Origin of the sequence: Sphingobacterium thermophilum (assembly GCF_039541675.1) — a bacterium.
GTDB lineage: Bacteria > Bacteroidota > Bacteroidia > Sphingobacteriales > Sphingobacteriaceae > Sphingobacterium > Sphingobacterium thermophilum.
Genome location: NZ_BAABGR010000006.1, coordinates 411,979 through 437,111 on the forward strand (window position 1 = coordinate 411,979; position 25,133 = coordinate 437,111).

Consider the following 25,133-nt stretch of genomic DNA (forward strand, 5'->3'; position numbering starts at 1 on the left):
GATTTTTTTTATTTTATGTTCTCATAAAAGAAAGAAAACATGAGCATATATCATTATCCCTTACGTTTTACGTTTAAAATTACGACGTTGGCAAATGATTTTGTAGCCCGTGATGCCTTGGGAACTCCGATTTTTTATGCAAGGGAAAAGCTATTGGCGTTGCGGGATCAGATTAAAATTTACCGGGATGAAAGCAAGAGTGAGCTGTTATATGAATTGATTTCCAACAAAATTATAGATTTTCAGCAGACATTTACCATCACCAATACCGAGGGAAGAACTATAGGCAAGGTTCGCCGCAAAAGCTTACGTTCGCTATGGAAGTCTACTTTCAAGCTTATGGACGCGGAAGACAATCACGACTTTACGATAGAAGAGAAAAATCCATTTGTTAAGTTTTGGGATAGTCTATTTGACGGTATTCCTATCTTAGGCGGTCTGTCAGGATATATTTTGAATCCTACATATCATTTGCATGATCATAACGGGCAAGTGCTATATGAAATTAGAAAAGAGCCATCTTTCTTTGGTAGAAAATTTATGGTAAATAAGCTTACATCATTGCCTATTGATGAGGAACGTCTGGTATTGAGTATAGCCTTGATGGTTCTGGTAGAACGATATAGAGGATAAAAAGTAAAAGAGGGACGAGCCCTCTTTTACTTTATTATACGTTTTATCTTGTTTGATTTCTTAATCAGTTTATAAAGTCCCTCATAATCTTCTTTTTCTAACTTGTCGTGTAAATTCTGCAGTTGTTTGATGTGTTCTTTAAGTACTTCCAGAACGTTTTCTCGATTTTGTTTGAAGATAGGGGTCCACATGTCAGGAGATGACTTAGCCAGTCGGACTGTGGACTCGAAACCGGAACCCGCCAGCTCGAAAATTCTTCCTTGCGATTTTTCTTTCTCCAATACTGTCAAAGCCAAGGCGAAAGAGGTGAGATGAGAAATGTGAGAAACATACGCTGTATGCATGTCGTGTTCTTCCGCATTCATGAAGATGGATTTCATCTCCAGCACGTCCGTGATGGAGTCGGCCAATTCGAAAGCATCTTCATCTGAGTTGAAGGCGTCTACGTACACCATATTTTTGTCTTTAAATAGGTTAGGTAGAGCCGCTTCGGGACCGGAATATTCTGTTCCGGCCATAGGGTGAGCCGCCACATAGCGACCACGATTAGGGTGGTCGTCAATTTTGTGAAGAATGTTAATTTTGGTTGACCCCATGTCGATTACGACTTGGTCTTTCACCTTATTGAGGATATAAGGAGCCAGCTCGAGGATGGCATCCACGGGTGTCGTGAGGATGATCACCTTTGCTTGGCTGATGGCCTCATCCAAATTCATGATTTCGTCTACCAATCCTAGCTGTATGGCTTTTTTCTGGTTGACCTCATTCTTATCAACTCCGATTATTTTGTCGGCAAATTTCGTTTCTCGTAGTCGGATAGCAACGGAACCTCCTATTAACCCTATTCCGACAATTGCTATATTCATAAGTAATGTTTCAAATTAAGAGTTAAAGATTTGCTTTGATACGTTCTAGTGCTTTGTCCAAGGTTTCTTTATTGGCACAAAGACTTATGCGTATAAACTGCTCTCCTGCAGATCCGAAAATACCTCCCGGTGTAATAAATACTTTAGCTTCGTAAAGTACTTTGTCACTGAGTTGGTATGCATCTTTATAGTTATTAGGAATTCTTGCCCATACGAAAAGTCCGACCTGATTAGTGTCGTAATCGCATTGCAAAATGTCCATGATGGCATAAACCTTTTCACGGCGGGCAGCATATTCTTTGTTGAGCTGGCTATACCAGGATTTATCTAGGCTGAGTGCCTTGGCTGCTGCCAGCTGTAAAGGCAAAAACATGCCTGAATCCATATTGCTCTTAAAACGAAGAATCTCATTAATCCGCTGCTCACTGGCTGCCAACATGCCCACACGCCAGCCCGCCATATTGGAAGACTTGCTCAGTGAATTAAGTTCTATAGCTACCTCTTTAGCACCCTCTACGCTCAAGATGCTTTCTGGATGTTCATTAAGGATAAAGCTATATGGGTTGTCATGACAGATGAGTATATTGTGTTTTCTTCCGAAAGCGATAGCCTTCTCAAAAAACTCTTTATTTGCTAGAGCACCCGTAGGCATGTGCGGGTAGTTGAGCCACATCATCTTTACGCGCGACAGATTCTGCGCTTCCAGCGCTTCAAAATCTACGAGCCAGTGATTTTCGGGGCTCAAAGTATATGGCACAGGAGTAGCTCCCGAAACTTTTACGGCACTCATATAAGCCGGATAACCTGGATTAGGGATTAATACTTCATCACCTTCCTCAAGGTAGGTCATACAGATGTGTACTATCCCTTCTTTTGATCCGATAAGAGGTAAAATTTCTGTATTAGGATTTAACGTAACGCTATAATATCGCTCATACCATTCGGCAATAGCCTGACGTAATGCTGGAGCTCCTTTGTAGCTTTGATAGCCGTGGGTGTTAGACAGCTCCGCCTGCTCACACAATACTTTAATCACCTCCGGATGAGGAGGAAGGTCAGGACTGCCGATACCTAAATTGATAACCTGAGCGCCTGCCTTATTCATTTCATCAATCTCTCGAAGCTTTTTGGAGAAGTAATATTCTTCCGTATGCTGTAATCTTCTCGCAACCTGAATTTCCATCAAAATTTGTATTTGTTGCTAAATTTATAAAAAGTAAATCAGTTTAATGAAATAATACTACAGAATTGTCCTGAGTTTTTATATTCTTTATTTTATCAGCGCTTTGCAACAATTTTAATGTATAAATTTTTAATCCTTTCAAAGCAAAAGCTTAATTAGTACTTTTGCTTAACGAGAATTTATTGAATGAAAACATACTTTAGATTATTATCCTTCGCAAAGCCAATAGAGAAATACGCTATTCCTTATATATTGTGCACTATTATTGCTGTTGTTTTTGGGACACTCAACCTAGCTTTATTAGTGCCTCTTCTACATGTCCTTTTTAAGGGAACAGGAGATGTAGAGGTAACAGCAAGTGAGGTTATTACCAAACCTACAAGCTTCAGCGATCTTGGAGGATGGTTCACCTATTATACGGATAAGTTGTATTACGACTTAGGGCCTTATGAAGCATTGAAGTATGTGTGCGTGGTGATAGTTTTTTCGGTATTTATCAGCAATCTGTTCCGCTATTTCTCACAGCGTATCATGGAAAATCTTCGTATCCACACATTGTTGAACTTGCGTAAAGCCGTTTTCAACAATGTCATGGACTTGCATCTAGGATATTTTACCAACCAGAGAAAGGGTGATATTATTTCCAAAATAGCGTCTGATGTTCAGGTGGTACAGTTTTCTGTTACAGCTACATTACAGGTTATTTTTAAAGAGCCACTTCAGTTGATAGCCTATTTGGTAGTTCTTTTTTCCCTTTCGGCCAAGCTTACTTTTTTCTCGTTGCTGGTCATTCCTGTGTCCGCGTTTGTCATTTCGAGGATAGTCAAAAAACTTAAGTCTCAGGCTAAAGAAGGTCAGGAGTCTTATGGAAAGATGATTTCGTATTTGGACGAGGCACTTACGGGAGTGAAAATAGTAAAAGCTTTCAATGCCAGCCGCTTCGTAAAAAAACGATTCAATGCTGAAAGCGAGCATTACTCGAAGGTTATGCGTCGTATGGCGCGTCGTCAGCAGATGGGTTCTCCTGTGTCAGAACTGTTGGGCGTGATTATGGTAGCTATCATCCTGCTATATGGAGGCTATATGGTGCTTGAAGGTACGGGAGAGCTTCAGGCAGCAGAATTTATCACATATATAGGCATTTTCTCGCAGGTGATGCGTCCGGCAAAGGCGCTGACGGATTCCTTTTCGAACGTTCATAACGGAATTGCGGCAGGAGAGCGCGTGTTGGACCTTATTGACGAGAAAAATAAGGTTGAAGATGCAGAGGATGCAGTTGAGGTTTCTTCTTTTGAATCGGCTATTCAGTTTAATCATGTGGACTTTGCCTATGGCGATAAACAGATATTATACGATATCAATCTTACTATTGAGAAGGGACAGACTGTAGCATTGGTAGGACCTTCGGGCGGCGGTAAGTCTACTTTGATTGATCTTATTCCTCGTTTTATGGACGTGACGGCGGGAGAAATTCTCTTCGACGGCAAAAATCTTAAAGAATTAAAACAAGATTCTTTGCGTGCCTTGATTGGTACGGTGAATCAGGAGTCTATATTGTTTAATGATACGATATTCAACAATATAGCTTTCGCCAACGAGTCAGCTACACAGGAAGAGGTGGAGGCCGCGGCGAAAATCGCTAATGCTCATGAATTTATTATGAAGACTCCGGAAGGCTACCAGACCAACATCGGTGACCGAGGGTCAAAGCTGTCGGGAGGCCAACGTCAACGTATATGTATTGCACGTGCCGTACTAAAAAATCCTCCAATCATGTTATTAGACGAGGCTACCTCAGCCTTGGATACCGAATCCGAAAGACTTGTTCAGGATGCGCTGTATAAGCTTATGGAAAATAGAACGACAGTAGTCATAGCCCATAGGCTTAGTACGATTCAAAATGCCGACAAGATTGTCGTGTTGGAAGGTGGCCGTATCGTGGAATTAGGCACACACATAGAATTGATAAACAAAAACGGTTTATATAAAAAACTGATTGATATGCAGCAATTTGCCGAAGCTTAAATGCACTAAGGTTCGGCTTTTGTGTTGTTTTTAATATATTTGAGTAAGAAGGGAGATTTTTATGAAGGCTGAAAAAAAGCTAACCTTTTTAATAAATAATCCGAATCTGGATGCAGATTTAAAAAGAATAGCTGAAAAAGTACTTGCCGAAGAGCGCATTACCTTTGATGAGGGAGTGATATTGTACGAGAAGGGGGATTTGAACTATCTAGGGGTATTAGCCAACTATATCCGTGAGAAAAAACATGGCGATTATACCTATTTCAACCGTAACTTCCATATAGAGCCGACGAACATTTGTGTTTACGACTGCAAATTCTGTTCTTATTCGCGTCTGATCAAGCAACGTGAAGAAGGATGGGAGATGGATGTAGATGCTATGATGGAGGTGGTCAAAAAATACGATAACGAGCCGGTAACGGAGGTACATATCACCGGAGGCGTTGTTCCTAAACAAAACCTTGAGTTTTATGCGGAATTTTTCAGACGCTGTAAGGCGCACCGTCCCGACTTGCATATCAAAGGACTCACTCCGGTAGAATACTATTATATTTTCAAAAAGGCCAAACTCTCGCATTATGAGGGACTAAAATATCTCAAAGAATGTGGTTTGGATTCTATGCCGGGTGGAGGTGCCGAAATATTTCATCCAGAAATCCGTGAGCAGATTGCGCACGATAAATGTACAGCCGAACAGTGGCTGGATATTCATGAGCAGGCTCATAAGTTGGGGATGCACACCAATGCAACTATGCTCTATGGTCATATAGAGAAATATTGGCATCGCGTGGATCATATGGAACGTCTGCGTCAGCTACAAGATAAAACAGGAGGCTTCCAAACCTTCATCCCGTTAAAGTTTAGAAACAAAGACAACCAGATGGCGCATGTGCCGGAAGTGTCTGTGGTGGAAGACTTGCGTAACTATGCTGTTGCCCGAATCTACCTTGATAATTTCCCGCACATCAAAGCCTATTGGGCTATGATATCGCGTAATACTGCACAGCTCTCTTTGGCTTATGGTGTGGATGATATAGACGGTACCTTGGATGATACAACCAAAATCTATTCTATGGCGGGAGCAGAAGAGCAAAATCCCGCGATGAGCACCAAAGAACTTGTAAAGTTGATTAAAGATGTAGGAAGACATCCTATAGAGCGTGATACTTTATATAATGTCATCACAGACTATAAGGATTATGTTTTTGAAGAGGATAATTCCAACAAATACTACGCTTTACCTGTTGTTAATTAAACAAAGACTTTAAGCTTTGAAGAAGACTTTATATTTTATCAGACACGGACAGACAGATCTTAATTTACGAGGTATAGTACAAGGAAGAGGAGTAAACACCCCGCTAAACGAAAACGGATGGAAACAGGCAGAAGCTTTCTTTAATGCCTACAAGCATGTTCCATTTGACAAAGTTTATACATCCACATTGTTGCGTACACACCAGACGGTAGAGCGTTTCATCACAGAGCTCAATATTCCTCATGAGCAGCTGCCCGGCCTTGATGAGATCAGCTGGGGGATTTATGAAGGTAAGGTGCAGGATGAAACCATCATGAAGGGGTTTGCGGAGATTGTAGGAGCTTGGAGAAACAACCAGCTGGACGTTTGTATAGAAAACGGTGAATCACCCAATCAACTGGTTGCCCGTCAAAAAGAAGCCATAGCGCATATCCTTAGCAAGGAAGAAGAGAAGAATGTCTTGGTCTGTATGCACGGACGTGCCTTGCGTATCCTCTTATGTCATCTTACGGATGTTCCGGTATGTCAGATGGATGACTTTCCGCACACGAATACTTCCTTATATGTGTTGGAATATGAAGATAAAAAATTCAAAATCATAGATTATTATAATGTTGCACATTTAGAGGGGTTGGAATGAATAAAATTAGAGTATCGGTAGTAAGTTACACAAACTCACTACCGTTTTTGCATGGTATTAAAGCATCAGCAAAGTTGTTAGAGCAGATTGATTTGAGTGTGGATGTTCCGGCAGAATGCGCCCGCAAGGTTATTCACGACGAAGCCGACTTAGGTATCATTCCGGTGGCAGCACTATCAAAGATTCCTAACCATCACATCGTGACAGACTATTGTATTGGGTCGGATGGACCGGTAGATTCGGTATTCGTATTTTCATCAAAGCCGATAGCCGAGATAGAAAGCCTAAGATTGGACCATCAGTCGAGAACCTCAAATGGTTTGGCACGTATTCTTTTAAAGCACTATTGGAAGAAAGACGTGAAAGTGGTCATGGAAGGTGATGCTGACGCTTGGGTGTTGATAGGAGATCGCACTTTTGCACAAAAAGACAAAGTTCCTTATGTATATGACTTAGGAGAAGTATGGAAGGAATTTACAGGATTACCTTTTGCCTTTGCGGTATGGGTGGCGAACAAAAAATTGCCGGAAAACTTTATAAATGATTTCAATGAAGCACTAAAAATAGGGGTTTCCAATCCTACCGTGATTATCCCTGAGTTGCCTGAAAATCCAGATTTCAACTACGAAAAATATCTTACCAATTACTTGGACTACCCATTAGATATCAAGAAAAGAGAAGCCATACAGCGATATCTCCAGTATTATAGAGAGTTAGAGGAAATAGATTTTAAGGGTGTTTAAACCCTTAGAATTTATTTCCAAATTTGCCTATCTGTTCTCATTCTTATCTCGCAATTATTTTCATGGACTTTCATAAGAATGATTCAACATATATCTACGCTTTTTGAAAAACAGGAGAGCTAGGAAGGTTATTCTACCAAAATATTGTTATTTTTATTATTGAAGTTAAGAATCTAAATAGACAAATCATGAAATGGCAAGGCGGAAGAAGAAACGGTAATGTAGAAGACCGCAGAGGTATGTCCGGAGGACAAAAGATAGCCTTTGGTGGAATTGGTGGAATAATAGTACTGTTGATAGGTTTATTTATGGGAGGAGATCCGGCTCAGCTGTTGCAACAATTGCAACAAGGAGGTGAGCTTGACTCGTCAGAGTCCGCCGTCGTGGAATCCACGCCGGAAGAAGATAGACTGTTGGACTTTTCGCGTGTGGTACTGACCAGCACAGATGAGGTGTGGGAATATATTTTTAAGGAAGAAGGTTTGACATATAAGAAGCCTACGCTCTTAGTGTATAGAGATGCATATGAGACGGGAGGTTGTGGCGTTGGGCAATCAGCATTCGGTCCTTTCTATTGTCCTGCAGATCAAAAGATCTATCTTGATTTGAGCTTCAACAACGAGCTTCAAACTAAATTTGGTGCGAAGGGAGAATTTGCCTTAGCTTATGTGATTGCACACGAAGTAGGACATCACGTGCAGCAGCTCCTTGGTACCTTAAGTAAAACTAACGCTCTACGCGCTAAGTTGAGTGAAAGAGAATATAATAAGATTTCAGTGATGACAGAGTTGCAAGCTGACTTCTATGCCGGCGTGTGGGCACATTATGTCAATAAACTTACAAGTATAGAGATAACGTATGACGATATTCTGGATGGTATGAGAGCTGCTGCCGCAGTGGGTGACGATCATATCCAAGAACAAGCCCAAGGCTATTCTAATCCAGAGTCCTTTACCCATGGTACATCGCAACAGCGTATGTATTGGTTCAAAAAAGGTTATGAAACAGGTGAGCTACGTGCTGGAAATACTTTTGAAGATAGAAGTTTACAATAAGTAGAAGTAAATAGTCTCAAAATCGAATTTGTGCTTGTAGTGATTTGTTGATAGATAATGAATTTTAATTTTAAAGAATACTTCTTTTTTAATCATATGTTATATAGCTTTGCGCATCACCATTCTTTATGAAATTTATGAAATATTTAAAAGTTTTATTTGTAGCGTGTAGCCTTTTGGGAGTTTTAACCACAACATCTTGTAGTAGCGATGAGGACAAGTTCATCAGTCAGACAGAAGTAAAAGAAAAAATCAATGCCGACATGACAGGTAAAGTTTGGCATGTAAATAAATTTTTTCTGAAGGAAACAAATCTTAGCACTGGAGCTACAACATTGACTCCACTTAATAATACATTAGCCGCTGTTAAAAAGGTTGAATTTAGAGATCTTGCCGCTATAGTGAATGGCGAGACAAGATATGCTTACGATGTGACAAGCATTCAATATGGAACAACTGTAATTCCTGATCCACACGTTTTGACAGTTAGAACGGAATTTGCTTCGTATTTTCTATTTTTCTTATCCGTAGACTATTCCGAGCTTACAGCTGAATATAAAGACAAAAGTAGTGATAAAGTTTATTTTGTCACATTTACTCGATAAATATGGAAGAGAAAAGGGGAAGTCAAGAACTTCCCTTTTTTATTGTACTAACAGGTTGCAACCTCTAATATCGGCGTGATCAAATCGACCGAGCACTTCAAAGGAATTATCTTCAAAGACTCTACCCAGATCCTGTGTGGCGATGAAGGCACAGGAATGCACATTAGCCAAATCAATAACATTTATTCCACCACTGTTTTCTGCTGGGAGGATAGTCAGCGGATCGTTCGTATCCCGAACCAGAATTTTCATCCACTTTGGGGCACGAAAAAGCCCATCGCCATGGGAATAGCCTTGAGAAAGCAATTCGGTCATGCCATATTCCGAATGGATTTTCTGTACGCCGAAACCTTGACAAAGAATATGATGCAATTCTTCTCTAATCATCTCCTTCCGTTTGCCTTTCATACCGCCCGTTTCCATCACAATAAGCTCTGGAAAAGATATTCTATATTTTTCAACAAAGTCTAACAGCGCATAGGTGACACCGATAAGTATGGTCTTGATTCTCTTTTCCTTCAAGTGGTAGAGGGTAGCGTACAATTCCTCGTGATTATAAAGAAAGTAGTTGCTTTCCGGTTGTTGTGAAGATTTTATAAGGTCATCTACCATATAAATCAATGAGGAACCCTCCCTCTCGAGATAGGAAGGAAGCAAAGCCAAGATGGCTATATCCTCAATGTTGCCGTAAAATTCTTTAAAAGTCTTGCGGAAACTATTCTCATACCATTCCAAGTCAAAAACATGATGTTGACTAGTACTCATCCCCGTCGTTCCCGAACTCGTAAAGGTAATCTGCGGAGGTGTATCTATTGTCGTTATTTTTTTGGTTTTGAAAAACTGAATAGGAAGGAAAGGAATTTGCGTATAATGATAAATGTCAGACGTGTCGACTGGCAAAAATTTTACGTATTGCTGAAACACCTTATTATGGTGAAACTGATAATGGAATAGCTCAAGAGCAACACGATTGAAATCTTCGTCGTTGCGGATAGAAAACACGTCTTCTTTAGTAATCATAACCGTGCAAATATAATCATAAAAAAAGCGTCTTGAAGAATTAGCCTCAAGACGCCTTAATTTTATAATCAAAGGAGGTTTTATGCCATACCACCGTCTACGGATAAAGTCTGTCCCGTGATGTACGAAGACAAATCCGACGCAAGGAAAAGACACGCATTAGCGATATCTTCAGTTGTTCCGGCGCGCTTTAACGGAATGTTTGCTTCCCAGCCTTCTACCACCTTAGGGTCCAATACATCAGTCATTTCTGTACGGATAAATCCTGGGGCAATAACATTGGCGCGGATGTTGCGAGACCCCAACTCTTTAGCTACCGACTTGGTGAATCCTATGATTCCGGCCTTTGAGGCTGCATAGTTTGCTTGACCAGCATTGCCTTGGATACCTACCACAGAAGACATGTTGATGAACACCCCTTTACGGTTTTTCATCATCACCTTTGATGCCGCTTTGGTAACGTTAAATACTGATTTAAGGTTTACGTTCAATACGTCATCCCAGTTTTCTTCTGTCATACGTAATAAAAGACCGTCTTTGGTGATGCCGGCATTGTTCACCACAATATCGATAGTTCCAAATTCAGCAACAATATCGTTGATCAATTTTTCTGCCTCATCGAATTTAGAAGCATCCGAGCGATATCCTACTACTTTAGTGCCATATGCTTGCAATTCCTGTTCAAGCGCTTGTCCCTTTTCTACCGAAGAAAGGTATGTGAAAGCTACATTAGCTCCTTGTTGAGCAAATACTTCGGCGATTTTACGTCCGATACCTTTTGAAGCACCGGTAACTAAAGCAGTTTTTCCCTCTAATAATTTCATATATTAAATGTATTGTTTGTCAATTAAACTATCCTTGATCCGACAACATTTTTCTGTGTTGTCCGCAAACAAAAATACACAAATTTTGAAATTGTGGTAATTTATTAGAAAATGACACCCTTTTTCACATATTCAACGATTGGCTACAGATTTTGATAAATTTTCTGATATATGAATAAATTTTGACAAAATCATTCGTTCTAAAGCGTTACGAATATTAATTTTGCTTCAATTTAAGTAGTCATGGGTAAGAAAAAACAAAAATCAGAAGTTGACGTTGTGCTCATCGGCGGTGGTATCATGAGTGCTACTTTGGGTATGCTGATCAATGAGCTTAATCCTGATGTCGATATTGAGATAATAGAACGTTTAGACCAAGTTGCTGCTGAAAGCTCTGACGCTTGGAGCAATGCGGGTACAGGACACTCTGCCTTGTGTGAGTTGAACTATACACCTCAACAGCCGGATGGTTCTGTTAAGATTGAAAAAGCTATCAAAATCGCCGAGCAGTTCGAAATTTCAAAACAGTTTTGGGCGTATTTAGTGGAGAAGGGTATCATCAAGAATCCGGAGCATTTTATCCGTAAGGTGCCACACATGAGTGCCGTTTTTGGGGAGAAGGATGTGAAGTTCTTGAAGACTCGCTATGAAACCTTGACGAAAGAGACTCTTTTCAAAGGTATGGAGTATACCGAAGACAGAGCGGTATTGGAGAAATGGGTGCCGTTGATGATGGAAGGGCGTGAAGGTAATGAACTCATGGCTGCAACGCGTATGGAAATCGGTACAGACGTTAACTTTGGAGCTTTGACTCGTGAACTTATCGCTCATTTAAGCAAAAAAGATAATATTAAGCTTTCTTTGAATCAGGAAGTAAAAGATATAGAACGTGAGGACGATGGAAGATGGGAAGTGGAAATCAAAGACCTTAAGACTGGTGAAAAGCGTGAAGTTAAAGCGAAATTTGTTTTCATCGGTGCTGGAGGCCACTCCTTATTGTTGCTGGAGAAGTCAGGCATTCCTGAAGCCAACGGTTATGGCGGTTTCCCTGTAGGAGGTCAATGGTTGAGATGTACTAATGAAGAGATTATCAAGAAACATCAAGCCAAAGTTTATGGAAAAGCTTCGGTAGGGGCGCCTCCGATGTCCGTACCTCACTTGGATACGCGATACATCGATGGCAAACAAGCTCTTCTGTTTGGGCCTTATGCGGGCTTTTCGACTAAATTTTTGAAAAAAGGTTCTTACTTCGACTTACCAGCCTCCATCAAATTGTCTAATATCAAACCGATGATTTCTGCCGGTCTGGATAATATCCCGCTGACAAAATATTTGATTACGGAGGTGATGAAGAAACCAAAAGATAAGTTGGAATCTTTGAAACAGTTCATGCCTACCGCGAAGATGGAAGATTGGGTTATTGAGAAGGCGGGACAACGTGTGCAGGTCATCAAAAAAGATCCTAAACATGGCGGTATTCTAGAGTTCGGTACAGAGGTTGTATCTAGTGCTGACGGCTCTATTGCAGCGTTGTTAGGTGCCTCTCCAGGGGCTTCTACCTCTGTTGCGATAATGATAGAGTTGTTGAAAAAATGTTTCCCTGAAAGAGCAAAATCTCAGGAATATAGAAAGAAACTTCGTGAGATGATTCCTTCATGGGGGCAGTCTCTGAACGACAATCCAGAGCTTTGCAATGAAGTTCGTGCGCATTCGCAACGCGTACTTAAAATGGACTAATAAAAATACTTATGGGGTGCTAAAGTAGAGCTTCGGCTCTACTTTTTCGGCTGAGATTATACCCAATTCCGTATAGTGGAAGGAACCTGATCCAGGTAATGCTGGCGTAGGGATTATATCTGTTAGCTTTGACATAGCATTTCCATAAGTGATGTTTAACTTTAAAACTCACTTATATGGAAACTTTAGACCAAATTCTTCAGGCTGCCAAGGCCACGTCATGGCTCGAACGCTTCTCGGTGCTCTGCGGCATCATTCAAGTACTTCTTAGCAAAAACAATAAAGTTTCGAACTATCTTTTTGGAATTCTCGGCATAATTTCCGGAATGTATATCTATTTCGGGGCAAAGCTGTATGCTGATATAGCCCTGAATATGTATTATCTGATTATGAGTGTCTATGGGTGGTGGTACTGGAAAACCAACAAGGAAGCAAAAGAGCAGCCTATCACAAGGTGTAATGCCAAAGAGTGGGGGATAGTGCTGGCTATAGTGGTTGTAGGCTTCTTCATCCTGTCTTTGTCGCTCACCCATTTTACGGATTCCGATGTGCCTGTTTGGGATGCTTGGGTGTCGTCCACGGCGTGGGCAGGAATGTGGTTGTTGGCCAGACGAAAGATAGAAAACTGGATATTACTCAATATCAGTAATGCGTTAGCCATTCCTCTTTTGATTCACAAAGAGCTATATCTGTTTGCAGCGCTGACTTTATTTTTATTTACAGTAGCCATCTTCGGTTTTTTCAAATGGAAATCGATAATGAAAGAACAAAACACTATTTAACATGCAACTAAACGAAAACACGATCATATCTTTGCAGGAGGCTCAACAAAAAAGCATAGCCGCCAAACAGCTGGTTGAAGAGCAACTCCGTATCATATACGAGAACAACTGGTTTAATATATGGGTTCCCAAAGAGTATAATGGATTGTCTTATAGCTTATTAGAGGGATTTAGGTTGTTTAAAGATTTAGCGTACGTTGACGGGGGGATGGCTTGGACAATAACGCTCTGTTCTGGAGCTAACATGTTTGCCGGCTATATGGATCCGGTGGTGGCCAAAGAGACTTTTCAGAATCCTAAAGTATGTTTTGGAGGGAGCGGCCGTGCCAATGGTAAAGCGGTCTTTGATGGTAAGAGGTTTACTCTGTCAGGGACGTGGCAATATGCTACGGGAGCACCTCACCTTACCCATTTCACCTTGAATGCACAAGTGTATGATGGGCAAATGCCCCGTGTGGATGGACAAGGACTACCCGTGATCTTTTCTTTCTTTGTGCCACGAGAGCATGTGCTTATACATTATGATTGGAATACTTTTGGCTTGGAATGTACAGCATCACATAGCTTTTCTTTAGATAATGTTGTAGTGTCTGCCGCTAATGCTTTTAGATTAATCCCAGAGGAGAGAAAAGTGGACTCTGCTCTTTTTCGTATTCCTTTCATGACGTTTGCTGAGCTTACACTATTGCCCAACTATATAGGCATGTATAAGCGTTTCTTGGACCTTACAGAAAAGTATTTTTTCCAAAAGGCTAAAGACACAGTGTGGGCCGAGCAATATAGCAAACAGCATTTCCGTCTGGTAGATACTTTACAGCAAAAGCTGGAAAATGATGTAGTAAAAATAGAAGATCTTATCCTTAAGTTATGGACCTTCGCAGAATTAACACATGAGGCTTTTGATCCTCGCTTGTTGGACGAAATAGCTTCCATTTCAAGAGCTATAGTAAAAGATATTCGTGAGCAGGTGTGTTATATCTTTCCTTTATTGGGAATAAGTGGGGCTCAGCGGGAAAACGAAATTAATATTGTGTTCCGAAATATTTTTACGGCGACACAACATAGTCTTCTAAACGTAAGATAAAAAGGGAGAAACTCAGCTTCTCCCTTTTTATATAAGAACAATGAATTATTTTTCTTTTCTTATGGTTACGGCATTTATATGCGCCTGTAAACCTTCTAACTCGGCTAAAATCTCTACTGTAGAACCTATCTGCTGAATACCTTCTTCGGAGATAGACTGAAAGGTTATTTTCTTTATAAAGGAATCTACCGAGACGCCGGAATAAGAACGTGCATATCCCGATGTAGGAAGTGTGTGGTTGGTGCCTGATGCGTAATCTCCGGCACTTTCGGGAGTGAGATGTCCCAAAAACACTGAACCGGCATTTAGGATTAGAGAGGTTACCATGTGCCAATAGTCGGATTCAATAATAAGGTGTTCCGGCGCATACAGGTTAGAAAAGTGGATAGCGCTTTTCAAGTCTTTGGTAATAACTGCATAAGAATTGGCAATAGCTTTTGCGGCAATTTCTTTTCGTGGTAGCACCTCTAGTTGTTTCATAAGCTCTTCGTTGACGGCATCAACGATGTTGCTGTCAGTAGCTACCAATACAGCCTGGCTGTCTGCGCCGTGCTCTGCCTGCGCCAGTAGGTCTGCAGCGACAAAAGATGGTTTTGCTGTCTCATCGGCGATGACCAACACTTCTGACGGGCCGGCAGGCATGTCAATACTTATATTGGTGAGACTTTGTACGAGGCTTTTTGCTTTGGTGACAAATTGATTGCCGGGGCCGAAAATTTTGTCCACTTTAGGAATACTTTCGGTACCGAAAGCCATGGCGGCGACGGCCTGAGCTCCTCCTACGAGATATATGCGTTCTATTTTCAACAGCTTGAGGCAATATGCTACAAAACCATTTATCTTGCCATCCCTTTGGGGAGGAGAACATACTACAATTTCTTTACATCCGGCAATACGTGCGGGCACCCCAAGCATCAATAGGGTAGAAGGAAGTACTGCAGATCCCCCCGGTATATATAGACCTACCTTTTCTATCGGACGTGGCTCACGCCAGCATTTTACACCCGGCATGGTTTCTACGACACGCTCACGCTTGGTTTGTGAACTATGAAACTTGTGTATGTTCTGAAAAGCAATCTCCAAGGCACGCTGTTGGTCGCGCTGGATCGTTGCAGCCAACGATTCTATCTCTTCCTGATCTAGATACAGCTTGTCCAGCTGCACCTGATCATATTTAGCTGCAAAGTCTTTCAAGGCTTTGTCTCCGTTGTGACGTACATTGTCGATAATCTCAAATACGGCAGACTGTATAGCCTGATTTGGATCGGTGTTGCGTAAGACCAGCTGTTGTAGATCTGCAGCCGTCAGCTCTTCGTATTTATACTTCTTTAGCATTATAAGATAATCTTTTCAATAGGCATTACCACTATACCTTGTGCTCCTGCAGATTTAAGCACATTGATTTTACCCCAAAAGTCCTCTTCCGAAATGACGGTGTGTACAGCTACCCAGCCTTCTTCCGCCAAAGGCACTACGGTAGGACTTTTCACGCCATGGAGCAACTCGGTAATCTTTGGTAGGTTGACCCTCTCAACGTTAAGCACAACGTATTTGGTCTCTTTGGCACGTAGTACAGACTGTATACGCTGAAGGAGTTCGGCAACCGTCTGATTGTCTTCTAGCCCATCACGACCTATAAGGATGGCTTCCGACTTTCTCACGTCGGCAAAAGGTTTTAACCCATTGCTTTTTAGTGTTCCTCCAGTGGATACGATGTCACAGATGGCATCGCTCAAGCCTAAACCCGGAGCAATCTCCACAGATCCTGAAATAATCTGTATGTCTGCTTTGATATCATGTTCATCAAGGAAAGATTGGAGGATGACAGGGTAGGAAGTAGCAATAGATTTGCCGTTTAAATCCTTGAGCTCCCGGATAGAAGAATCTCGTGGAATGGCAATTTTCAAAGAACACTTGCCGAATCCCAAACGTTGCAGATAGTTTACTTGGGCTTGCGTCTCGTCGATAACATTTTCGCCTACAATACCCAGATCTGCAATGCCTTGCTCTACATATCCCGGAATATCGTCATCTCGGAGGAATAATATTTCAAGATTAAAATTACTTGCTGTAGTGATTAAAGAACTTTTATAGTTTTCAAAGTCTAAACCACAGTTTTTCAGTAACTGTACGGATTTCTCATTTAATCTACCCGATTTTTGGATAGCTATCTTTAGATTTTTCAAGGCTATTTGATTGTTTGTTGATGATCAATATTATTAAATAAACTGACTATTGGGAAAATGTTGCTTCACGTAGAAACAAATAAACTTTACATATCGCCGCGAAGGCGATGATGGAAATGCTTATGGTATGTGAAGAAAAGTGTCATTTATTTCAATAATACTTGGCAAAGTTAACCCATTCATATAGTTTTTGCAACATTTTTTGAGATTTATTAATAATAATTTAATGTTTTGAGGTCTTGACATATCATATCATTTCAAGAATGCTATTTTTTTGATAAAAGATAAATAGTATCTTAGTAATGCCATGTAACTAAATTATGAGAGCCATTATCATCACCTTAATAGGCCTTCTTCTATCCACAGGAAGCTTTGCACAGCATAGCTATATCTACGATGAAGTTCGTAAGGATTTGGAAATTTTTGAAGATAGCTTAGCGTTGGAGCTGAAGAAAAAAATATCTAGGAAAAGCATAAATAAACTTACATATGAGTCTGTTAAAAATGTGGCCTTGGCCATCTTGAAGAATGACTATAGGCCTACTTATCTGGCGGCAGAATATAAGGCTATCTTGGATCCACGTACATTGGGTCGGATATTGAGTATAGGCGATGGATACAGTAAATATGAGAATGTGACGGGAGTGTTTCTTCAAGAGGGTCAGCATATTATCCTCGTCAAAGGATTGGCTGAAGGAAAGACCGTAAAATTGCTCGTGCCACATTGGTTGCGAAAAGCTCCAGATCCTGCAAATCCCACCAAAGATCCTAACGGATGGGGGCTTCATCGACAAGAATTTATCCTGAAAAACGGTATCAACCTCATAGAACTTAAAAGCTATGGTGGCCTAGCCTACATAGGATACTACTCTGATAATCCGGAAGGAGAGCCTCCTATAGCGATTCATTTTCTTACGGGAGAGGAGAATGGCTATTTTGATATTGCCAAGCATAACAACGAAGATTGGAACCGATTTCTTTATAATGCTGTCTATCCCATTCTAGATGCAAGAGGAACCCATATTCAGATAGCATATCCAGTAGATGACTTGAAGAAATACGCCTATGGACGAGGAGTGGAACTCATATCGATATACGACTCGCTTGTTTACCGACAACATAGACTTATGGGATTGGAAAAGTATCAAAAAGTCCCAAGGAATAGAATTCTGGCACGAGTAAATTTCAACTATTACATGTTTAGGGATGGCGATGGGGTAGCATATATGGGTGACAAGCAAGGATATGCCATGCATATGGTTGCAGATCCAGATATGGTAATGAAAGGCGATCCTTGTTGGGGATTCAGCCACGAAGTGGGACATGTACATCAAACCAGACCCATGTTTAATTGGGGAGGCTTGGGAGAGGTTAGTAACAATCTGTTTTCCATGTATGTATGTCGTTTTTTTGGAAACAAATCTCGTCTTGCACAACAGAAAAACTACGAGAAAGCTCGGAAGAATATTATTGAGAAAAGAATTTCTTATTTAGCGGATCCGGACGTTTTTAATCGTTTGGTACCCTTCTGGCAGCTTCAGCTTTATTTTGAAAGCATAGGAGAAAATTCAGACTTCTACGCTGACCTTTTTGAAGAGTTAAGGAGGCAGGCAGCTAAACAGCAGGAGCATCACACTTCTTCAGGTAGACGTAGAGCAGAAAGGAATCCTGCCATCCACCAGCTGAATTTCATAAAAACAGCCTGTAAAGTAAGTCAAGTTGACCTGACAGATTTTTTCGAGAAATATGGGTTCTTTTATGTCGGGAGAATGGAATACGAGGATTATGGCAGATATGTGTATGAGATGACACAAGAGATGGTTGACAAGTGCTTTCAGGAAATAAAGGCAATGAATCTTCCCAAACCAAAAGTAGATATTTCAAGTCTTACCGACTGATAAAATAGGCGTTATCATATTTTATAACGCCTATTTGAGTACGATGATATGCTTATTGTTAAGTAATATACTGTATGTTAGGCGTGGATGATTTTCTAAAAAATTCTCATGATGAGGTGCTGGTAATACGACCTTGATTTCTCTGGTCCCTAAGGGAACGAAAAAAAGTATGCCTTGTTGACGCATACTTTCGTCCACAAGATTGGTGTATTTACTTATTTCAGCATCCAGTAACTGATCTTTTTTTAATTTTTCCTTTATCGCGTTTAGATCCATTTTAGTCCTTATGTTCGTGAAATACGAAGATAGGTATTTCCGAATGCAATGTCATCTTATTTGTCAGACTCGAGCGTATAAGTCGGTCGAAAAAGTTTCTGTTTCTTTTCACCATTGCCAACACATCTATATTGTTTTGTGAAATATATGTGTTTATGGTTTCTTCTATTGTGCCCTTTTTATCAAGGATAACGAAATCTACGTTGTGCTCTTTGAAATAATTGGACCAACTGTTGGACTGTGCTAGCGTGCTGACAGTATTGGAATCTTCATTCTGAACGTGCACACAGTAGACGTGACCTTCTACCATCTTGGAGATATCAACAATCTGCTTAAGCGGTTCGAAATCTTTCTCTCTGAAGAGTGTTGTAAAGGCAATCTTATTAATTTCTTCATATGACGCATTACGCGGAACCACGAGTACCGGAAGTTGGATGTTCCTTATTACAGAGGCCGTATTACTTCCAATCGTGCTCTGACTTTCTGCATTGTTGCCGCGAACACCCATAACGATAAGACTTATATCCTGATCCTGGATTGTTTTGGCTACACTACCTAACACCGTGTCGTTTTCGAAAAGAAAGAAAGTATTATCGGTGTTTAAGTTGTGCTGCTTTGCCAGCTCAATCAGTTCCTTATTCTTCCTTTGTGAATACTCGTGTTTGGACTGTTCTATCTCCTGATAAACTGTAGACAGCATCTCCGGCTGTCCGGCATGTACGGCAGACAATACCGGAGCTGTATAAGAATATAACACATATAACTTTACGCCGAATTTGTTGGCTAAATGAAGTGCATATATAAACGCATTATTCGCAGTGGCAGAATAATCCGTAGGCAAAAGAATATTTTTCATAACTCAATCCCCCTTTATTAAATTTACCAAATTTTTTAATATTTATCAATATGAAAAATGCGGAGTCTCACTTCTTAGTGTAGCATTTGTTATTGTCTCTTCGTTATAAGAACAAAACGAAGAAATAGGTGTTTATAGACAATAATTCATTAATTTTAGAATCGGGAAACACATATATTTCAGGTAAACGGGTGCGTATTTTTCCAAAAATATTTAAAAGGAGTGGTCCACTAACTTTAAAGCTAGCTTTGGAAGAATGTCTCGTGCATCCATCTGAAAGGAGTCACTCTTACATATACAAGAAATTTTATGGGTATATGATGGCTATTTCTTTGCGCTATGTGAAAAATGAAATGGAAGCCGAAGATGTTGTCAATGAGAGTTTTGTGAAGATATTTCAGAAGTTGGACAACTTTCAGATTCTGGATGAAGAAAAAGCTTTGGAGAAATCTTTCAAAGGATGGATAGCCCGTATTACAGTGAATACCTCTATCGACAAGCTGCGTGCGCAGAAAACAGCCTTAGATCTTGATGAAGTTAATGAATCTGACTTGCTTTATGACAGTGTGGCAGTGACCAGCAAGCTGGATGTTAGTGACATCCTAAAATTGTTGGATAAGCTGCCCGAGATACAGCGCATCATTTTCAATCTCTACGAGATTGAAGGTTATTCACACGAGGAGATCAGCAAGCAAATCAACATTCCCGAAAGTACATGCCGAACCTATCTAACACGCGCTAAGGCAAAGCTTAGAATGTTGTATCAACAACAATTCGGCAACATGGAAAATATAAAAGTAAGTTAATATCTGGGTGAAAGAATATGAATAAGGACCTTATAGAAGATATTAAAGACAAATTAAAAAACGCAGAGGCTTATCCTTATCGTGAAGGAGCATGGGAGCGTTTTGCATCACAGTACCGCCCTTCGGCCGGTAAGGTTAGGTCTATGCATTCTCGTTGGAAGCAGGTGGCAGCTTCCTTGGCGCTGCTGCTTACGGCATCGGCAGCCATATATTTCGTCCTGCGGACAGAAAAGGTTCCTATGGAAGACTCAAAGGTATATACTAGTGAATCCAATGCTTCGGGAACTTCTCCTCAAAGGGAAGCTCTTAGTGAACTGCCAGTAGTTTCTAATAATGGAGGGCGTGTTCACACACCAGTATCAGTGGATAGAGAAGCAACATCTACGAAAACAAGAGATATAGCCAAACATGTTATAGCGTGGCCGTCGGATGAGGAAGAGAAGGCTTTGGAAGTTAACTCTGTTAAGGTCTATGCTTCTTTAGATTTACAGCATATGAAACTTCCATCTCTTACTGCAGTCTCAAAGTCCTCTCTTTCTGGGACTTCACCAAAGAAGGAACGTCCTGCAGTTTATACCACACTGAGTCAGGAGAGTGGATCCTTAGCCTATGCTGCCTATGAAGGGAAAGGTGCAACGACACTGAAAAACAAGCTGATGCGGGTAGGAAATAATTTCCAATTGGGATTATATGTCTCTCCATACAAGACTTCAGATCGATTTGATGTAGGAGCGGGAATGTTGTTAGCCTATCGTCTAACCGATAAAATCGGATTAAGAACGGGAGCTTCCTATAACGCATATACGGTAGGGGTAATGAAAGACCCTCTGGAGACCTCTAGTGCTGAAGTGGTGGAATCTTCCTCCTTATACAATAAAAATATAGTCGCCAACAATGGGGATGTGCAAAGCACCATGTTGTTGCCAAATATCAATGCCGTATTAGGGAAGGTGGAAGCTATAGAGATTCCTTTGGAAGTGACATATAGCTTCAATAAAAATCTATATGTTTCTACCGGTATTTCGTATTCAAGTATTATAAATCAGGAAAGACAGGCCCAATATATTGATAACGGAGGGGTGCGCTCACTTCAATCTTCCACCTCAAAAATTGTTTCGGCAGCCAATGAGGTAAATAAAAATACGGTAAAGCATGTAAAGTCGTTGGAGCCTAATGTCAATCCTAAAGGCTATGCGGGCTTCGTTAATTTTTCGGTAGGAAAAACGGTAAATATTAACAACAAAGTATCCCTTTCGTTAGAACCTTATTTAAAGGTTCCTGCCGGTCAAATGCGTAAGTCGGATTTAGATTATACGAATACGGGAATACGGATTATTACCAGCTTTTAGTTAAAGCTGGTCTATCCGTACCCATCCCATTCCTGCGGCAATAGCTCCTTGTACTCCTGGATCGCCATCCTCGAAGACAAGACACTCTTCAGGCTTTACACCCAGCTGCTGTGCACAAAGGAGGAAAGGTTCGGGTGAAGGTTTGCCTTGTTTGGTGTCTCCGGCACAGACCATAGCCTCATACTTGCCTGCTACGTCTATAACCTTCAGTGTAATATTGAGTGTGGAGCGGCTGCCGCCGGAAACAATACCTATTTTTTTCTTACCAACATTGTCAAACAATACCTGTCGTACATATTCTACCGGCTGTGTCTGAAGGATAAAACGTTCGATAAATATTTGAGATTTGCGCTTGGAGAAAACTTCAACGTCAAATTCTACCTTATAACGCTTGCATATTTCTTTGGCGACAGCTACGGTAGGCCATCCTGCCGTCTCGTCAATAAGGTCGGGGTCGAGCGTTACTCCATATTCGGCCGCTACGGCGACATAGGCGGCTTTATGTGCATCGATATTGTCGGCCAAGGTACCGTCCACGTCAAATAATAGTGCTTTATAAGGTTCGGCAATCTGAGCTAATTTCTGAAATTTCTCGTTAAGGGTCATAGCAAAAAATAATGGCTGTAAATATACAGCCATTATTTTATTTCTTGAGGGATTTTCTTCTTTCTTTTTCTTTGATGATGAGACTTAGCTCTCTTCCTGTTTGTCCTGCTGCGGAAGTGTTTTCCTGTGCACGGCGGAACAGGTAAGGCATAACGGATTTTACAGGCCCATACGGCATATATTTAGCGACATTATATCCTGAGGCACCAAGGTTGAATGACAGGTTGTCCGACATGCCTAGCAGTTGCGCGAAGTAAATATGTGGATGGTTATGTGGTATGCCGCGTTTGTCCATTTCGGAAGCCAATAGCATGCAGCTTTCATCATTATGTGTACCGGCCATGAAGCCTATTCTGTCAAGGTTATCCAAGCAGAACATCAGTGCTTTGTTGTAATCGTTGTCCGAAGATTTTTTGTCCGGCTGTATAGGAGAGGGATAGCCTTTCTCTTGTGCACGCTCACGCTCTATTTCCATATAAGCTCCGCGAACGAGCTTAGCCCCTAGATAAAAGCCCTGCTGTTGGGCGTAGGCAAAATCTGCTTTCAAAGAGGCAAGTTTATCGTGTCTATACAGTTGATAAGTGTTATATACAATAGGTTTTTCCTTGTTGTAACGCTCCATCAGCTCTCTAGCAATATCATCTATGGCATCCTGAATCCACGAATGTTCTGCGTCAATAAGTACAGGAATACCCGCCTCATAACAGGCTTTACATATGGCATTGCAGCGTCTCAGTACTGCTGCAAATTCTGCCTGTTCGGTATCGCTAAGTTTCTCTTGAGCGTTTACTTTTGCCAGAAGGTCGAAACGGCCTACTCCTGTAGGCTTGAAAACACAAAAAGAAATAAGCTTGTTCTTCTGTGCGTATTTTACGGTTTCCAACACCTCTTTACAGCAGGCATCAAAACTTGCTTCCGATTCCTCTCCTTCAACGGAGTAATCCAAGATGGTCGTCACATTTCCTTTTCCCAGCTCTTCTATCGCTTTAGCACAACCTTCAATGGTTTCTCCTCCACAGAACTGCTTATAGATGGTATTGCGGATTAATCCTTGGATTGGAAGACCTATATTTAATGAAAAGTTGGTGATAGGCGTACCTATCTTTATCAAGGTGCTAGAGCCTATGAGTTTGAATAGCCAATAAGCTCTTTCAAGATCTTTGTCACTTTTGTTACGGAAAGCTATTTCTGTATTCTCAAAATTTAGTGTAGTATTGGGTGTCATCATCTATACTTTCTTAGTATAACAAATGTAGTTGATAATTAATATATTTTGAATATTTTTCGCTGATATGGGCATTATTGGTAAATTTTTGGCGTATTTTTGTTTATTATGCAGACATTTAAGTTAGAAGGAGAATATATTCCCATGATTCAGCTGATGAAAGCGCTGAACTGGGTAGAACACGGTGGCATGGCGCAGCGTGTCGTAGAAGAAGGTTTGGTGAAATATAACGGCGAAGTAGACTACCGCAAAAGATTGAAAGTTCGTCAGGGTGATGTGGTAGAATTTGATGGAATGAAAGTTCAAGTCGTATAATATTTCTATATTAGCACAACAAAAAACTTGAGTATAATGCAACCCATCCAAAGTTTAGGATATAACGTCTATTTTGAAGAAGATTTAGCTTCACTTCCCTCACTGATCGCTGAGAAAAACTATTCGCAAATTTTGATTTTGGTAGACAGAAATACCAACGACCATTGTCTTCCTGTATTTCAGTCTTTCCTGCCTGACCTAGTACACTACGATATTATTGAGGTAGATCCGGGGGAGGAGAATAAAAATATTGACTTTTGTATTGGAGTATGGAAGACCATGCTGGATTTCGGCGTAGACCGCAAGGCTCTCATGATCAATTTGGGAGGAGGTGTGGTGACCGACATGGGAGGTTTTGCTGCTTCTACCTATAAACGAGGGATAGACTTTATCAACATTCCGACGACGTTGCTGTCGCAGGTGGATGCTTCCGTAGGTGGCAAGACAGGAATAGACTTAGATAACATAAAAAATATTATAGGTACCTTCGCTCAGCCGCAGGCTGTATTTATTAGTACTGCCTTCCTGAAATCATTAGACGACAGACAGCTGCTATCGGGTTATGCCGAGGTGATTAAACACGGTCTGATTCAGGATAAGAGCTTATATGAGCAATGTAAGAATTTGGAGTTGTCGGCAGTTTCGGCAGAGATTATTCACCGTTCGGTGGAAATAAAGAATAAAATCGTAACAGAAGATCCTAAAGAGAAAGGTCTTCGCAAGATTTTGAACTTCGGACATACCATCGGTCATGCCATCGAAGGCTATTCGTTGTATCACGATCAGAACCCGCTATTGCATGGAGAGGCTATAGCCATAGGAATGATTTGTGAGGCCTACCTGTCGGCAAAATATACCGGCCTATCCGAAGGAGAGTTAAAGGATATTACTCATACTTTTTTGTCGAAATATCCCAAATATGTCTTTACAGCTGAGCAGTATGATTCTTTCTTAAGCTTGATGAAAAACGACAAGAAGAATGAGTCAAACAAGATAGGGTTTGCACTTTTGCGAAGAATAGGCGACTGTACTTATAATATTTATGTAGAAGAAGCTGATATTGTAGCTGCGTTAGACTACTATCTTGAAGTATCACAACAATAAATAATAACATTTTGCAACCAAATTATATCTTACTCCGAATATAATTTGGTTGCTTTCCAC

At 40.8% G+C, this 25,133-nt stretch carries 26 protein-coding genes; 15 read left to right on the top strand and 11 right to left on the bottom strand.

Annotated elements, in window-relative coordinates:
- The first annotated feature begins 39 nt into the window (after positions 1–39).
- The gene (locus tag ABD873_RS03895; RefSeq protein WP_345064882.1) at positions 40–633 is read left to right on the top strand and encodes an LURP-one-related/scramblase family protein; all 594 of its coding nucleotides are present in this window, start codon (positions 40–42) and stop codon (positions 631–633) included.
- A 26-nt stretch (positions 634–659) separates the two neighbouring features.
- On the opposite strand, the gene ABD873_RS03900 is transcribed toward ABD873_RS03895, so the two are convergent.
- Together ABD873_RS03900 and ABD873_RS03905 are read right to left on the bottom strand one after the other, a co-directional pair.
- Complete coding sequence (locus ABD873_RS03900) at positions 660–1,499, bottom strand: prephenate dehydrogenase (RefSeq protein WP_345064885.1); 840 nt, start codon at positions 1,497–1,499, stop codon at positions 660–662.
- A 22-nt stretch (positions 1,500–1,521) separates the two neighbouring features.
- Positions 1,522–2,682 carry a pyridoxal phosphate-dependent aminotransferase gene (locus tag ABD873_RS03905; protein WP_345064888.1) on the bottom strand — a complete coding sequence of 387 codons (1,161 nt, stop codon included), beginning with the start codon at positions 2,680–2,682 and terminating at the stop codon, positions 1,522–1,524.
- Positions 2,683–2,868: 186 nt separating this feature from the next.
- On the opposite strand from ABD873_RS03905, the gene ABD873_RS03910 reads away from it, so the two are divergent.
- From ABD873_RS03910 to ABD873_RS03935, 6 genes are all read left to right on the top strand, one after another.
- Positions 2,869–4,707, top strand: a complete 1,839-nt coding sequence (locus tag ABD873_RS03910) for an ABC transporter ATP-binding protein (RefSeq protein WP_345064891.1) — start codon at positions 2,869–2,871, stop codon at positions 4,705–4,707.
- A gap of 61 nt (positions 4,708–4,768) precedes the next feature.
- Complete coding sequence (gene mqnE / locus ABD873_RS03915) at positions 4,769–5,962, top strand: aminofutalosine synthase MqnE (RefSeq protein WP_039054517.1); 1,194 nt, start codon at positions 4,769–4,771, stop codon at positions 5,960–5,962.
- A gap of 16 nt (positions 5,963–5,978) precedes the next feature.
- Entirely contained in the window at positions 5,979–6,602 is a 624-nt protein-coding gene (locus ABD873_RS03920) for a histidine phosphatase family protein (protein WP_345064896.1), read from the top strand.
- Entirely contained in the window at positions 6,599–7,345 is a 747-nt protein-coding gene (locus ABD873_RS03925) for a menaquinone biosynthetic enzyme MqnA/MqnD family protein (protein ID WP_345064899.1), read from the top strand. The genes ABD873_RS03920 and ABD873_RS03925 overlap by 4 nt, the downstream gene beginning before the upstream one ends.
- 188 nt (positions 7,346–7,533) lie before the next feature.
- Positions 7,534–8,400: a KPN_02809 family neutral zinc metallopeptidase gene (ypfJ, locus tag ABD873_RS03930; RefSeq protein WP_039054515.1), complete on the top strand. Its 867-nt coding sequence runs from the start codon at positions 7,534–7,536 to the stop codon at positions 8,398–8,400.
- Between the two features lie 137 nt (positions 8,401–8,537).
- Positions 8,538–9,005: a hypothetical protein gene (locus ABD873_RS03935; RefSeq protein WP_345064902.1), complete on the top strand. Its 468-nt coding sequence runs from the start codon at positions 8,538–8,540 to the stop codon at positions 9,003–9,005.
- Between the two features lie 39 nt (positions 9,006–9,044).
- Here ABD873_RS03935 and ABD873_RS03940 read toward each other — a convergent pair whose 3' ends face one another.
- Both ABD873_RS03940 and fabG read right to left on the bottom strand, forming a co-directional pair.
- Complete coding sequence (locus ABD873_RS03940; protein ID WP_345064905.1) at positions 9,045–10,025, bottom strand: LuxE/PaaK family acyltransferase; 981 nt, start codon at positions 10,023–10,025, stop codon at positions 9,045–9,047.
- An 80-nt stretch (positions 10,026–10,105) separates the two neighbouring features.
- Complete coding sequence (gene fabG / locus ABD873_RS03945; RefSeq protein ID WP_345064908.1) at positions 10,106–10,849, bottom strand: 3-oxoacyl-[acyl-carrier-protein] reductase; 744 nt, start codon at positions 10,847–10,849, stop codon at positions 10,106–10,108.
- A gap of 243 nt (positions 10,850–11,092) precedes the next feature.
- On the opposite strand from fabG, the gene ABD873_RS03950 reads away from it, so the two are divergent.
- A complete protein-coding gene (locus tag ABD873_RS03950; protein ID WP_345064911.1) occupies positions 11,093–12,586 on the top strand; it encodes a malate:quinone oxidoreductase in 1,494 nt (497 codons plus the stop codon).
- A 9-nt stretch (positions 12,587–12,595) separates the two neighbouring features.
- Here ABD873_RS03950 and ABD873_RS13830 read toward each other — a convergent pair whose 3' ends face one another.
- On the bottom strand, positions 12,596–12,721 hold the full coding sequence (locus ABD873_RS13830) for a hypothetical protein (protein WP_425568683.1): 126 nt from the start codon (positions 12,719–12,721) through the stop codon (positions 12,596–12,598).
- 41 nt (positions 12,722–12,762) lie between these two features.
- On the opposite strand from ABD873_RS13830, the gene pnuC reads away from it, so the two are divergent.
- The gene (pnuC, locus tag ABD873_RS03955) at positions 12,763–13,368 is read left to right on the top strand and encodes a nicotinamide riboside transporter PnuC (RefSeq protein ID WP_345064914.1); all 606 of its coding nucleotides are present in this window, start codon (positions 12,763–12,765) and stop codon (positions 13,366–13,368) included.
- Between the two features lies 1 nt (position 13,369).
- A complete protein-coding gene (locus ABD873_RS03960) occupies positions 13,370–14,452 on the top strand; it encodes an acyl-CoA dehydrogenase family protein (RefSeq protein ID WP_039053153.1) in 1,083 nt (360 codons plus the stop codon).
- A gap of 45 nt (positions 14,453–14,497) precedes the next feature.
- Here ABD873_RS03960 and hisD read toward each other — a convergent pair whose 3' ends face one another.
- Complete coding sequence (gene hisD, locus ABD873_RS03965; protein ID WP_345064917.1) at positions 14,498–15,787, bottom strand: histidinol dehydrogenase; 1,290 nt, start codon at positions 15,785–15,787, stop codon at positions 14,498–14,500.
- Positions 15,787–16,638 carry an ATP phosphoribosyltransferase gene (gene hisG, locus ABD873_RS03970; protein WP_345064920.1) on the bottom strand — a complete coding sequence of 284 codons (852 nt, stop codon included), beginning with the start codon at positions 16,636–16,638 and terminating at the stop codon, positions 15,787–15,789. The genes hisD and hisG overlap by 1 nt, the downstream gene beginning before the upstream one ends.
- A gap of 320 nt (positions 16,639–16,958) precedes the next feature.
- On the opposite strand from hisG, the gene ABD873_RS03975 reads away from it, so the two are divergent.
- Positions 16,959–18,536 (top strand): M60 family metallopeptidase, encoded by a 1,578-nt coding sequence (locus ABD873_RS03975; RefSeq protein ID WP_345064923.1) that lies wholly within the window; start codon positions 16,959–16,961, stop codon positions 18,534–18,536.
- A gap of 30 nt (positions 18,537–18,566) precedes the next feature.
- Here the strand turns inward: ABD873_RS03975 and ABD873_RS03980 are convergent, their stop codons facing one another.
- Positions 18,567–18,812, bottom strand: a complete 246-nt coding sequence (locus ABD873_RS03980) for a hypothetical protein (protein WP_345064926.1) — start codon at positions 18,810–18,812, stop codon at positions 18,567–18,569.
- A 1-nt stretch (position 18,813) separates the two neighbouring features.
- Complete coding sequence (locus ABD873_RS03985; RefSeq protein WP_345064929.1) at positions 18,814–19,668, bottom strand: universal stress protein; 855 nt, start codon at positions 19,666–19,668, stop codon at positions 18,814–18,816.
- 191 nt (positions 19,669–19,859) lie between these two features.
- Here ABD873_RS03985 and ABD873_RS03990 point away from each other — a divergent pair, with 191 nt between their 5' ends.
- Both ABD873_RS03990 and ABD873_RS03995 read left to right on the top strand, forming a co-directional pair.
- Positions 19,860–20,474: an RNA polymerase sigma factor gene (locus ABD873_RS03990; RefSeq protein WP_345064932.1), complete on the top strand. Its 615-nt coding sequence runs from the start codon at positions 19,860–19,862 to the stop codon at positions 20,472–20,474.
- A 17-nt stretch (positions 20,475–20,491) separates the two neighbouring features.
- Entirely contained in the window at positions 20,492–21,823 is a 1,332-nt protein-coding gene (locus ABD873_RS03995; RefSeq protein ID WP_345064935.1) for a hypothetical protein, read from the top strand.
- Here ABD873_RS03995 and ABD873_RS04000 read toward each other — a convergent pair whose 3' ends face one another.
- Together ABD873_RS04000 and ABD873_RS04005 are read right to left on the bottom strand one after the other, a co-directional pair.
- The gene (locus ABD873_RS04000) at positions 21,824–22,462 is read right to left on the bottom strand and encodes an HAD family hydrolase (protein WP_345064938.1); all 639 of its coding nucleotides are present in this window, start codon (positions 22,460–22,462) and stop codon (positions 21,824–21,826) included.
- Between the two features lie 4 nt (positions 22,463–22,466).
- Entirely contained in the window at positions 22,467–23,657 is a 1,191-nt protein-coding gene (locus tag ABD873_RS04005; RefSeq protein WP_039054161.1) for a proline dehydrogenase family protein, read from the bottom strand.
- Between the two features lie 105 nt (positions 23,658–23,762).
- Between ABD873_RS04005 and ABD873_RS04010 the strand changes: the two genes are divergently transcribed.
- Positions 23,763–23,969 carry an RNA-binding S4 domain-containing protein gene (locus ABD873_RS04010; RefSeq protein WP_345064942.1) on the top strand — a complete coding sequence of 69 codons (207 nt, stop codon included), beginning with the start codon at positions 23,763–23,765 and terminating at the stop codon, positions 23,967–23,969.
- 36 nt (positions 23,970–24,005) lie between these two features.
- Entirely contained in the window at positions 24,006–25,073 is a 1,068-nt protein-coding gene (aroB, locus tag ABD873_RS04015) for a 3-dehydroquinate synthase (protein ID WP_345064945.1), read from the top strand.
- Positions 25,074–25,133 lie beyond the last annotated feature (60 nt).